Raw genomic sequence first — 11,356 nt, forward strand, 5'->3', positions numbered from 1 at the left:
GTCTGCAATGGGAAGACAAATCGTTTTATCGCCTGCGGTTCCACGCTTCCGTCGTTGCTTGGCCATCACGTTGGCCTCCTAAGCGCTCTACCCCTATTTTACTCGACACAAACTTGGGTGGAACTAGGGGCAATCCACCGCCCGCTTGCGCCTCTCAATGCAAGCGAGACGCCCTAGACTGTCGCATTGAGTTCGCTAAGGTCCTCACATTCTCATGGTGAGACTGCCCTAAGTTTTCTGCACCACTAAGGGGACAGCGGTCTGGGAAGCTTTTGCTGCGGGTTCTCTTCGCTGCGACGGCTTATCCTTCGCGGTGGGAGCTGCTTTTTCGTCCTCTAGATTGTGACGAGTTGGGTTTTGAGTGGCCAGGGCATTTTTTGACTCAGGGCAGTAGACGGTCACTTCTTTGCCCTGGGCAGTGAAGTAGGAAAGATTGATTTTGGCAAACTCGTCATCGGGTTTGCGCTTGTTCATTTGTTCTTTGATGCGGCGGCGAGATTCAACAGCGTAGGCTACATATTCTTCAAATTCATCGTCGGTAGGGCTGGTGGATGGATGCAAAATCTTTAGGAAAGCCGCCACGGTTTTCTTAATGCCCTTTTCATCCCGACCTTCTACGGCTGAACCCAAACGAATGCGCTTGGTGACTTCTTCATAGCGGTTGGTGTGTTGAAAGGCATAGTGAAAGGCTTCAGCTAGATAGTCGGTGATGAAGCCATAGCTGTTGGTCAGGTATTCGCTGCTGTTCTTTGGCATCTCCCAGCCAGGTAAGTAACAGGCGAAGCGATCCATCACAGCTAGGTCAAACTGGCTGGGGAGGGGCTGAAAGAGGTCGTACTGGCTAGAGTTGACGATTTGCTGTACCGACATGTCGATGTTGCCAACGAAGGCTAGACTGGCATCGGCAATAATTTCTACCCCACGGGAAAACCGTCCGTTGGCCATGAAATCTTTCATGATTTGGATGGTGTCGGGATCTTTGATTTTGATGCCGCCGACTTCGTCAAAGGCCACGGTATCCCAAAAGCCTACCAGGCCGACTTTGCCCCGCGCATTGTTATAGAACAGGGTGGCTTTGGTGGCTTGGCCACCACTGACCAACGTGGAATAGGGGGAGAACTCGCTAAAAAAGTAAGACTTCCCGGTGCCCCTCGGCCCCAATTCAATAAAGTTGTAGTTGGGCTCGACCAGCGGGGCGAGGCGGGCAATGTAGTGCAGCCGTTGCCGGGGAGATAACTTAGTCGCCTCAAGCCCGACCGTCCGCAGGATGATATCTATCCATTCATTGCGGCTGAAGGCTTCACTGCCCTCGGCATAGGCCTCAAAGTTAAAGCGGCTGAGTTGAACGGGGCGTAGGTCTTCGATATAAAAGGCGTAGTCATCTTCCTCGATGGCATTGTGGGCGACGGTGACCTCAGCCCAAATGCCGCCTTCGAGCATACGGTCGTTGTCACGATAGAACTGTTGGCTGACGGCAATGCGTTGGGAATTAAAGTTTTCTAGGGCAGCCCAGTGTCGCTTTTCTTTTTCGACATAGCGCACATGAACCTTATCGATGAAGCGGTAGTTCCCTTTGGTCGCTACCTTAGACTGGGCGGCATTGGCCTCGTCAGGCCGAACATAGTTGTCTTGCAGGGTAGCCAACACGGCTTCCATCCCGGCGTCGATTTCTAGGGGATCGTCACTGGCACAGTATTTGGCCAGAAGGAATTCCAAAACAAAGGTGGGAACGTTAGTACCTTTCTTGATCCGGTGCAGCAAGTCTTTGCGGACAACCTTGCCCTCAAAGATGTCGTTGAGCTGTAGATCAAGCTTGTCCATGGGGTCTAGACCGTGTAATCGGTTTCTAAGTTGAGGCTAGCGTAAGTTCTGAGGGTGTTGGGGTCGAGGGCCTTCACAGTAAACTTACCCTCAAACATGGCATCCATCCGCAGCACGATTTGCTTAGTTTCCCCAGGGAATAGGGTAATCGTTCTGGTGGCGGGGTTGACGTCTTCACTGGGACGCGGTTCACCTACTACCTCTCCTTGGGCGTCTTGGGCCTCTAAAAGCAATTCGCAGGCGCTGGCCTGGGAGAATAGGTTGCCTGCTAGCAGAGAGAGTTCTATGCGGGGGAGGCGAGTGGTGATCCGCTTGGAGCCGCGCTTGTAGCTCAGCTCTACCTGGAACTGTTCTAGCCTTTCTACAGGTTCGCTGTCTAACCGCACGACCAAGACGGGCACGATCGCCTCTGCTAGAGAAGCGCCACCGTGGAAATAGAGATGTCCGGCCCGGTAGGGGGCCATGGTTTTCGGTAGGGCCACCTGGGCGGCATTGCTGCGAATGCCGAGCTTATCAGCACTCAGCACCAGGTTATGGGCGTCGGCGGTGCCGTTGCCCAGCAGCATGCGATCGTGGGCGGTGTAGAGCCAGTTGCCCTGGGGCTTACTACAGACATCGCCCGCTTCGGCCTGGGCATTGAGAAAGAACCCGTGATCGCTAACGATAATGGCTTCCTGAAATCCGAGTTTGACCAGCTTGGTTAGCGCCACGCGAATTTGCTTCAGCGTTTTGGGAATCAGGCTTAAGGTGTCTTCGGGGTTAGACTCTAGCTGGCTATCGATCTCGGTACTGCGCAGCACTAGCAAATCAACGGTGGGGTCAACCCTGGGGTTCTTTTTGGTGATGAAGTCTCTTAGGGTCATCTCGGCGAAGCGATCGCCAAATTGCTTTTTCAGGTACCCCATCCGCTGGGTCACGTTGCTAACGACCACATCGCCAATTTTCGGCACCAGCTTGCCCTGCTCGATGTCTAGGGTGAGGCTGTTGTGGGCGTCGGGGAGCAGGCTGGCCATGCCGACTGGGGTAATGGTGGGTAACTGGGCACAGGCGGTGTGCATTTCGACGATGCCGACTTCGGTCAGCAGCTTTTCTAGCTCAGTGCCCAGCTCATAGCGTAGGGCGTCAATCATCAGGTAGGCCAGGCGCTGCCCTTTCTCGCTGAGTCGGGGGGCCAGAAACCGCTTGAAGACTTCTGTGTTGGTTAGACGGCCTGCTGGGGGCCAGCCGCTGTGTTCGAGCTGCCGGGTAAACAGCGCCTGAATTTTTTCGGTCAGCCGTCGGTAGCAACTACGGGCGGCATCTAAAACAGCATCGAGGGAGTCGCTGAGGGCGATCGCATTGCCGACGCTTTCTTCTAGCTCTCGCTGGCGCTGATCGACCTGGCGCAGGCTCTCAACGTAGGCATTGATTAAGCTCTCCTGGCTGCGGCCAAACTCGGGTAGCTGCCGGTCAACGTCTTCGCAGATGACGATCAGGTTGAGGGCGGCTTGAAGCAGTGACCACTGCTCTTGGTTTTCTCCCTTACTACGCCAGATTGACTGGCTGTGGCGGGTCAGCAGGTCGCGGGTAATGTCTAGATCACCGTCGAGAATGCCCTGAACCGCTCGTTGGAGAAAGGTTCTCTCTTCAAAGGGAAAGGTGTTGAGCTGGCCAAGGTCGTCAATATCCGCACAGAGGGGGGGCAGGTTTAGCTCGGCTTCGATGGCTTCTGCCCGCTCTAGGTAGGCTTCTTGGTAACGCTGGTCGTTGCGTAGGCGATCGCACAGGTCACACACCACCACTTCGGCCTCACTGGGGCCGTAGGGAACGGCATGGAGGGCTTCTGGCAACGGTACGGGCAGGTCAAAGACAAATTCACTAAACAGCACGAATCGCCATAGCTCTTCGGCGATGGGGCTCCAGGATTTTGCTCGGGTTTTGAGGGTATGGCCAAGGGTGGCTTTGAAAAAGTCTTTGGCCTCTGGCAACCAGCCGGTCTCGGTTTTAAGCGCCTGCTGCTGTGCTTCGGTGGGCACGAGAAAGGCGATCAGGATATCGACGGCGGAGTCAGCCTGGAGGGTAGCCCGCAGTTGGGGCCAGCTAATGCCACCGCCAACGGCATCGATGGTGGCAAAGGGGGGATTGGGGTTGTTTTGGAAGATGCGGCGAATTTCGGTGTTGTGCTCGGGCTTGGCTTTAAGGCAGAGGTTGAAGTATTCATCGCCGTCGCTATCGGGGAACTGGGCTCCGCATTGAACGTAGATAGCAAAGGGATCTTTTTGCCGTTGCTCATCGGTGGCGGGGGCAGCGGTAGGGATGTAGACGACCATGCCTTTGAGGCTGCTGCTAGCGACTTTGAGGAAGGCGGCTTGGGCCTGCTCGCGGCTTTCGATGCTGCTGGCTGAGGTATCGATGACGGCAACCTGATCTTCGGCTAGATCTAGACAGATGTCGCGATAGCGCTGGTCTGGGTCGTAGACGACCAGGCACTCTGCCTTGAGGCGAAGTTTGAGGATATCGTCTCGGATGTATTCAGCAATGCTCATGGTTCTCAGCAGCGGGTATAAGGCGGGCAGAACGCTATTTAGCCATACTTGCAATTTCCTCGGGTATTAATTTTCTTGGCTTGGATTGAGTAAGTAAAGACCAGGCTCACAGTTTTCATCTGGTAGGAGTTCTCGAATGCTTTTAACGCCAGTCGTTTCACATAGTCTTACGAAAGATTCCAATCCCTCAATTCGGGCTAATAGCTCACTAAGAGTGTCCAAATATTCGGATTCAGCAATTTGCTGATGTGTCCATACCTCGCCAAGGTCTGTAGTGTAAGACATTTCAAACTCGACCTCGATATCAGCAAGTTTTTTACGCTTTTGCTCTTCGGTCAAATCCGTATCCATAGGAGATAGCATGGCGATTCGCTCTACACGCTCGCTTGTAATGAGGTCTTTAAAGCGATCACCCGTGAATCGATAAGCCGTTGCCAATTCAGGGCGCTCGCTCTTGAGTAGTACCTCAGTCCACTGGGAAGCTAAGTCTTTGAAACGTAGAAGCTCGGAGTTGAGAATTTGTTTAGCTTCTAGAACATGCCCTGTCTCCAGCAAGATGTAGGCTTCTGTGGTAGTCGCGATCGCCCAGCCCTGAATAGCAATATCGGCAATCATAATCTTGCGTGCATCGAATTCGGGCTCAGCGCTAAAGGCCTGATTAGACAAGAAGTTACGTGCACCTGTTGCTGTTTTCAAGTCTTCGTTAAAGGAAGAATCGGGAAACCGATGTCGATTCTGAATTGCAGCTTGTAGATCCGCTACTTGTTTTACCAAGAAAGCTTTATGCAAGCTATTAATAGCGTCGGCAAGTCGAGCCTGCTCTTTTCGATTGTCTTCGACTAAAAGTTGCAAATAACTGAGTTGTCCAGAAATTTGACCTAGTTTACCTTCTAGTCGGCCAAAGCCAGACTCCATTGTCTTTTGCATCGTATCCATCGAAGTTTGGAGTTGATGCATTTTGTAGGCCATATAAGCAAAGCCTGCAACACTAACGCCAACACCGAGTACACTCGCCCCAGCCGCGACTTGGGTTAGCCCCATTACTTGCGATAACTGTTGCTGAACTTTGTTCAACTTATTCCAAGTAACACCGTGACCGACAATGTTGGTTGCGAGGTCTAAGCTTCCAGTGATTGGAGATGCAGGGAGTTGAAAAAGTTTTTGAGTTAAGCCAGGGGTCTCGGCTAGGTGGCGAACGATCTGACCTGTATTAGCATCTCGAATAACACCACCAAATCTCTTCAAAGATCCACCAATAAGGCCTTGTATAATATACGAGTCATTAATCAAAAGATTTGTGGAAATTAGCATAACATTACACCTTAAGTACTAAATTCACTAAATATAGAAGCCTAAACCTTCACAGGAAGAGCTAGAAAACCGGGATGAGACCTGAACTATTTTCGTGCAATTAGATACAAGGTTCTCAAAAGCATCTCTTCTGTCAATTGGATTGGCATTCCTGTCGAATCCTTTGTCACCTTCCTTCAGAGAAATTTCCACAATATGAACATCGTATTCTGAATTTAAATCTGATTTAAATTCAGATATCTGAAGTCTTTGCAATACCTCTCTAATGTCATGCGCCTCAGGACTTTGGCTTGAACCCATCCATAGAGCCTTTGAAGACTTGTATAACTTATCAGAAAGCATTTTCCAGTTCACATCTGTGCTGCGCTGAGAGACATTAGACAAGGCTGAAATCAAATCATCTCTTTCGGCATTAACAATGATAAAGAGAGATTTAGTGCTACGGGTTAGATCTTTGTCAAAGTTTTTTTCTGCTTTAAGACGTTCCCTACCTCGATGACCTTGTCTTCCATAAAAAATTATCGTTGCCAAAACAACTATGACTAATCCAACAATCAAATAAGACCATGACTGCACGGAATTACTCCTTTGCGAATTCCAGTAATTAATTTCTCTGCTATAGTTTACAGCTTTAACCAAATTATCAGCTGCCCACAAAAATTTGAAATTTTGACTCTCCTTCATGGAGATCAAGCATTGCTCCTTAATAGATCTAAGATCCGGAGAAGAAGGATAAAAAATGGCTAACCAGGACTCTATAGCATTGACTACAAGTTCATCATCAGTTTTATATCCTTGCTCAATCTCACGGATCAAACTTTCATGGACTTGGCATATATCTTCGTAAAGAGTCATTTTTCTCTACCGACAGCCGAGTTTTTTATGGCAAGTTTCGATTGCAACTTCTTTGAAATGTTAGATGTTTTGCGAATTTCGGAGCTTATTTGCTTCCATTTTTCTAGTTCTGCTTGGAAGTCGCCATCAATTACAATCAATTGCTCTTCAAGAGCGGAATTGGCAAGATCAAAGATTTCTTTAATAGAATCCTCAAATGAGTCGGCAACCACTTCCAGTTGTGCTTCAATCCAATTTCTTATAACATCCCACAACCCTGGCTTCATCTGAGTAATTCCATCACCCCATTGGCGGGCCATGTTATCTGCATCTGGAAGCATAATTTCGCAGTAGTTTTTGGTCTCTTTGATATCCTCCAAAATCGTCTTCTTTCTTTTTCTTTTTAGGCAACTTCCTGTTTCAACTGTTTTTATGTATTCTTTTGTTCCTGTGATTTCTTCCTGGCTAAACTTCTTATACTCACCTGGGGGTGGAAGCTTGAAGAAATCTCTTGGAAGGGTAGGTGGCTCATTGGAAATTTTGCTTTTATAGACCGCTAAAACATTACTCTTAAAGCTGAAGCTCGAAACTTCATCAGGGCATATAATAAGTAACTGCTCTTCTGCACTTGCAATAGCAGAGCTTAGTACCCTTTCTATTTTTTTGACCTGTGATTGAATAGTAAATTCAGCTCGTGCTATGAGAGCTTTCCTCATGGAAATGTACAGCTTTACGACAGATCGCTCAGCGTTCTCAAGTTTCTTAATTTCTTGAGGAGTATCATCTACCTGAACGCGTTTGCAAAGGTAGCCAGGGTTTTCCTCGAAATTATTTAATTTTCTCGAACCAAATCATAGGCTCTAGCGATGTCATTTGCATAGACTGACCCAACATATGATTGAAGTCTATCCTCTAGCTCAAAAGCGCTAGATTTTGATTTAAGAGCATCTCGGACAGGGATGATAAGGTTGTCTACCAAATCGATTTCAACTTCTTTGACAGCTCTTTCTAAATCTTTGAGTCCACTCCATTTATTGGTCTTTGCTTGCTTCTCTATTTGAATTTCTGCATCAATGCTTCCTGTCCGAGTTCCTTCCTTTAATCTGTCTAATATATCCTTTAATTCTTTTTGAAATTCCTGTTCTGTCTGCTTAATAATTTTTTTTAAGCTTTTTCTTGTATTCTCAATCTCTCCACAAGCTGCTTTAACCTCAGCCTTTGACTGGATCTTTCGTGCTTGACAAAAGGTTTCTATGCTATCTGTCAAAAGACTACATCTCTGTATAGATTGCAATAATATAGGGGCTAGGATAATCTCTGGCCATGATTTTGCAATTCGGGCATTTAATGCCTGATACAGCTCTTTTGCTCCACTCCATTCATACATATATTTCAGAACTCGACGGAGATCATGTTCTGAAATATCTGTGCCACTTTTCAGTTGTGCAGCTAGGCTCAAAAACCACTGCATAAGCTCTGTATCATCGGCTGTTTTTTGCCAAATGAAGTTAAAACAGTCATTAAAAAGTGAATTTATAAATTGGTTCCTATTTTGAGGTAAAGTAATTGACTCTTCATTAAGAGGGTATGAACCCCAAGCGCACTGAGCATAATATAGAGGACGGGCACTAAAGGCTATAACCTCTGGCACTTCGCTCAGTTTAAGTTTGTCTTTAATCTCTTTCTTTAGTTGTTGAATTCGGTGTGATATTTCGTTGTCGTCAGCTCCCCGCTGATCAACGCGATTGAGAATAAAAAGCATTGCATTCTCGGCACGTCCTCCCATAGCATCAACAACTTTCGATAGCTCTATGAGTAGGGCACCGCGATGTTCATCATCTACCTGCATATAGTCTAAAGCCACGAGACTAAAAGACTTTTTTACACGGTCCTGAATAACAGTTAAGTTAGTTTTATCTTGGACAGATTTAAGGCCAGGCAGATCAATAATTTCAATTTCTACCCCTGAAGGTATGCCTATTAACTGGGCATCGTTTGCAGGTAAAAGGGAGCTAGAAACAGTAACAATTGGTGCTGCGAGAGAGCGTTTCTTTCGCTCCTCATGGTAAGGATGCATTACCGCATTGCGAATGCGGTTGTAGATTTCCTCATCTGTTTGGGCTGTCCATGCTCCAGTTTCCCACACAGATCCTTCTGTCTGTTCTACAACAACGCGAGATTCACCGGCATGGAGGAAGGTCAACACGCCACCGCTCATCTCACTGGCATCTATAGGGGCCAGCTTTCGTCCAATCAAGGCATTAACGATAGTGGACTTCCCAGAAGAGGTGGTACCAATAGTGGCGATAGAGAGTCGAGGGGTCTTTAGCCGTTCGGTGGCTTCCTGGTGGGCTGCCCTGAAGCCGTCTAGCCGTAAAGCCAGATCGGAGGCTTCAAAAACCTCTGGATAGCCTTGAGCCAGGCGCTCGACTGATTCACCAAGAGACTGAAGCTCTTTGCGCGCTGCATTCAGAAGGGCCTCAACACTAGTATCCTTCGGCATGTACTTCCCTTAAACGACGTGAATTCACTATTCCAGTATTCAGGCCCAACTTAGAAACTCAGGAGTTATTCGCCTTGCCCTGGCGAGCAGGCATCTCCGAATGCTTATGGATTGTGAACATACCTGTCTGAGTATGCCCATAGGGATGAGATTGATTCACTGGTTGGCTGTCGTCTTCTCACCTTACCGCCCTGCAAACCCCAATGCCTGGACGTTCCAGCCATAGTAGGGAATCTACGGCTGGCATTTCAGACAAAAGGGCAAAAAATCATTAACCCCTTACATGATCGCAGTTCAAATGTACTATGATGCTCTTGGCTAAGGGTGCTATGGCCTCCTCCACATCTTCATCATTACTTTGCTTGTGTTGACCTGATTCCTCTGGGCGCACGAGGAAATTGTAATGGAGAAGTTTTTGGAGTGCCCAGATTATGGACTGGAACCAATTTAGAAATGCCATGGATGCTTTAGAACGCCAGATTCAGCACGTGAATTGTCAAGCAGCCCCTACGGTCAAGCAAAATTTGGCTAAATATCGGGAAAAACTGCTTGAAGAGCAAACTAATTATGCGTTGGGTTCAGCAGCCTACCTCAAACGTCTTGATCAACTTTTTGACAACCTTCACCGGCAAGGGTGTTTAATTCCCAAAGGTAGTGAAGGCGAGGCTGCAACTTACTTTGATGAGTTGGTGAAACATGCCATGATTGCTGGCACATACGATGTGCTTGATAAATGGGGCGTTCGACCATTCCTGAGGGCAGGTGTAAAAGCTGAACTTGGGCATCCCAGAAATATTTTCATACAGGTTTTTCAATATAGAGCTAAGAGCGGAAGTGTCCCAGCATCTGCTCATTACTATGAATACTTAGCCAAGGCGTTTAGTCAGAAATTGAGGGATTAGAAACGCTCTCGTGAATAGTCTCAATGGATGCTTGGCTCTTGAGCATGTCAATAAGGGCTTGATTTTCTTCAGGAGTGTTCACCACTTCCTCGGATTGCTCAATTTCTAAGACTCTGCGATTGGTTGTGGCTATGTACTTGTCGATTTCTCCAATTAATGCGCTGAGGTCGATTAGGGATTGGTTTTGTGGCTCTAGCCTTCCCTCCTGCACCAAAGATTCTAAGTCTTTTTGAATTTTAGTTACCCTCTTCCTGAGTTCGTGCATTTGTTCGTATCGAGTATTCCAGTTTTCTATGATTAAATTTCTTTCGCGAGCTAAGGAGTAATTTCGATTTCTGCTTCTCCTCCACTGGGCCGCGAGAACAATTAACCATGCAACCACAAAGACGCATACAGCAGTTATAACTGCTAGAGATTTAAGGTTCTCTGGAAATTTGTCCAAATTCCAAAGGACTGTGACAAGAAGAACAGAGGGAGCACCAAGAATAATTTTGTCTTGCTTGGATAAGTCAGCCCAAAATGAATTGATGAAGGCTAGCGACCCACTTGCCTGATTCGACTCGTCAGCATTACCAGTCATAAGCCCAGTTTTGATAGATGCTGAGTCTATAGTATCCGGCATCGGGGGAAATGCCCTATTGTGTGACGCTAAGCTTTGCGACGGCTCTTCTTGGGTTGCTCGGGGGGGGCTTCGTAGAGTGCTTCGAGGTCGTGAGCTATAGCAAGCGACTTATCCCCTTTACACTTCTCGCGCACTCGGTCTGGCCAGATGCTGTAGGCCAGGTGTGCCCAGTCGTAGTCGCCTTTTTCAAGCTTCTTCCAAGTGTCTTTGAGTTTGGTCTGCCACTTTTTGAGGCCAAAGAGCGGCCAGAGGGGGGCGGCGGTGATTTGCACGCCGTCGTTGAGGTTGGGTTTGTAGGGGAGCTGGGCGATGCGAAGCAGTTCGTCGCGGAAGTCGATGAGTTCTAGCTCTAGGCTCTGGAGAGTTTCGAGGCGTTTGTCTTCGTCGCGGGTGCGGCTGGTTTGGCTGCGGAGTTGGGTGGTGGACTGGTTGACCTGGTGGAGTTTGGGCTCTACAAAGTCGTTGATGCAGGTGTAGAGGGTTTGGTCGGTGAGGCGGTGGTAGTAGAGCCAGAGGGTGTAACCGCCGGAGCGAGTGGAGAGGGGCCAGTAGATGGGGGCCTGACGGCGGCTTTTGGAGTAGCGGCTGAGGTGCTCGGCGAAGAAGGCGCTGGGTTTGGCGATGTAGTCGCGCAGGTTGGCGACTCTGAGAATTTGGCAGGCTTCTTGCTCGATGTCGCCCGCTTGGTCGCCCCAGATCAGGTCGAGCACCTGGCGGATGGGGGTAATGATGTCGCTGGAGTGGCCTTCGTCGTCTACGAGGATGCCGTTGAAGGGGATATCGATCGGGTAGTTGGGGGGCAGTGCTTCGGTAGACGTGGGGGGTAAGCCGTCGGCGG

Annotated in this window: 7 protein-coding genes and 2 pseudogenes; 1 reads left to right on the plus strand and 8 read right to left on the minus strand. The window is 48.6% G+C overall.

From position 1 onward, the window contains the following. Positions 1-338: 338 nt before the first annotated feature. From brxL to IQ273_RS23960, 6 genes and pseudogenes are all read right to left on the minus strand, one after another. Positions 339-1,821: pseudogene (brxL, locus tag IQ273_RS23935) on the minus strand (BREX system Lon protease-like protein BrxL); the annotation flags it as partial. A 5-nt stretch (positions 1,822-1,826) separates the two neighbouring features. After that, positions 1,827-4,346, minus strand: coding sequence for a PglZ domain-containing protein (locus IQ273_RS23940; protein ID WP_194025661.1), 2,520 nt, complete (start codon positions 4,344-4,346; stop codon positions 1,827-1,829). A gap of 66 nt (positions 4,347-4,412) precedes the next feature. Continuing rightward, a complete protein-coding gene (locus IQ273_RS23945) occupies positions 4,413-5,657 on the minus strand; it encodes a hypothetical protein (protein WP_194025662.1) in 1,245 nt (414 codons plus the stop codon). A 27-nt stretch (positions 5,658-5,684) separates the two neighbouring features. Beyond that, positions 5,685-6,512, minus strand: a complete 828-nt coding sequence (locus IQ273_RS23950; RefSeq protein WP_194025663.1) for a hypothetical protein — start codon at positions 6,510-6,512, stop codon at positions 5,685-5,687. Next, complete coding sequence (locus IQ273_RS23955) at positions 6,509-7,207, minus strand: hypothetical protein (RefSeq protein ID WP_194025664.1); 699 nt, start codon at positions 7,205-7,207, stop codon at positions 6,509-6,511. The genes IQ273_RS23950 and IQ273_RS23955 overlap by 4 nt, the downstream gene beginning before the upstream one ends. A gap of 116 nt (positions 7,208-7,323) precedes the next feature. Further along, a complete protein-coding gene (locus tag IQ273_RS23960) occupies positions 7,324-8,994 on the minus strand; it encodes a dynamin family protein (RefSeq protein ID WP_194025665.1) in 1,671 nt (556 codons plus the stop codon). Between the two features lie 431 nt (positions 8,995-9,425). Between IQ273_RS23960 and IQ273_RS23965 the strand changes: the two genes are divergently transcribed. Continuing rightward, positions 9,426-9,896, plus strand: a complete 471-nt coding sequence (locus IQ273_RS23965) for a hypothetical protein (protein WP_194025666.1) — start codon at positions 9,426-9,428, stop codon at positions 9,894-9,896. On the opposite strand, the gene IQ273_RS23970 is transcribed toward IQ273_RS23965, so the two are convergent. Together IQ273_RS23970 and IQ273_RS23975 are read right to left on the minus strand one after the other, a co-directional pair. Then, positions 9,874-10,476: a hypothetical protein gene (locus tag IQ273_RS23970; RefSeq protein ID WP_194025667.1), complete on the minus strand. Its 603-nt coding sequence runs from the start codon at positions 10,474-10,476 to the stop codon at positions 9,874-9,876. The two genes, IQ273_RS23965 and IQ273_RS23970, sit on opposite strands and share 23 nt — an antisense overlap. A gap of 68 nt (positions 10,477-10,544) precedes the next feature. Next, positions 10,545-11,356, minus strand: a pseudogene (locus IQ273_RS23975) (BREX-1 system adenine-specific DNA-methyltransferase PglX); the annotation flags it as partial.

The sequence above is a fragment of the Nodosilinea sp. LEGE 07298 genome (assembly GCF_015207265.1).
Lineage (GTDB): Bacteria > Cyanobacteriota > Cyanobacteriia > Phormidesmidales > Phormidesmidaceae > Nodosilinea.

What these genes read in the sequence shown, in the direction of transcription:
- IQ273_RS23940 (WP_194025661.1), bottom strand. Translation starts at nt 4,346, where the DNA reads ATGAGCATTGCTGAATACATCCGAGACGATATCCTCAAACTTCGCCTC.
- IQ273_RS23945 (WP_194025662.1), bottom strand. Translation starts at nt 5,657, where the DNA reads ATGCTAATTTCCACAAATCTTTTGATTAATGACTCGTATATTATACAA.
- IQ273_RS23950 (WP_194025663.1), bottom strand. Translation starts at nt 6,512, where the DNA reads ATGACTCTTTACGAAGATATATGCCAAGTCCATGAAAGTTTGATCCGT.
- IQ273_RS23955 (WP_194025664.1), bottom strand. Translation starts at nt 7,207, where the DNA reads ATGAGGAAAGCTCTCATAGCACGAGCTGAATTTACTATTCAATCACAG.
- IQ273_RS23960 (WP_194025665.1), bottom strand. Translation starts at nt 8,994, where the DNA reads ATGCCGAAGGATACTAGTGTTGAGGCCCTTCTGAATGCAGCGCGCAAA.
- IQ273_RS23965 (WP_194025666.1), top strand. Translation starts at nt 9,426, where the DNA reads ATGGACTGGAACCAATTTAGAAATGCCATGGATGCTTTAGAACGCCAG.
- IQ273_RS23970 (WP_194025667.1), bottom strand. Translation starts at nt 10,476, where the DNA reads ATGACTGGTAATGCTGACGAGTCGAATCAGGCAAGTGGGTCGCTAGCC.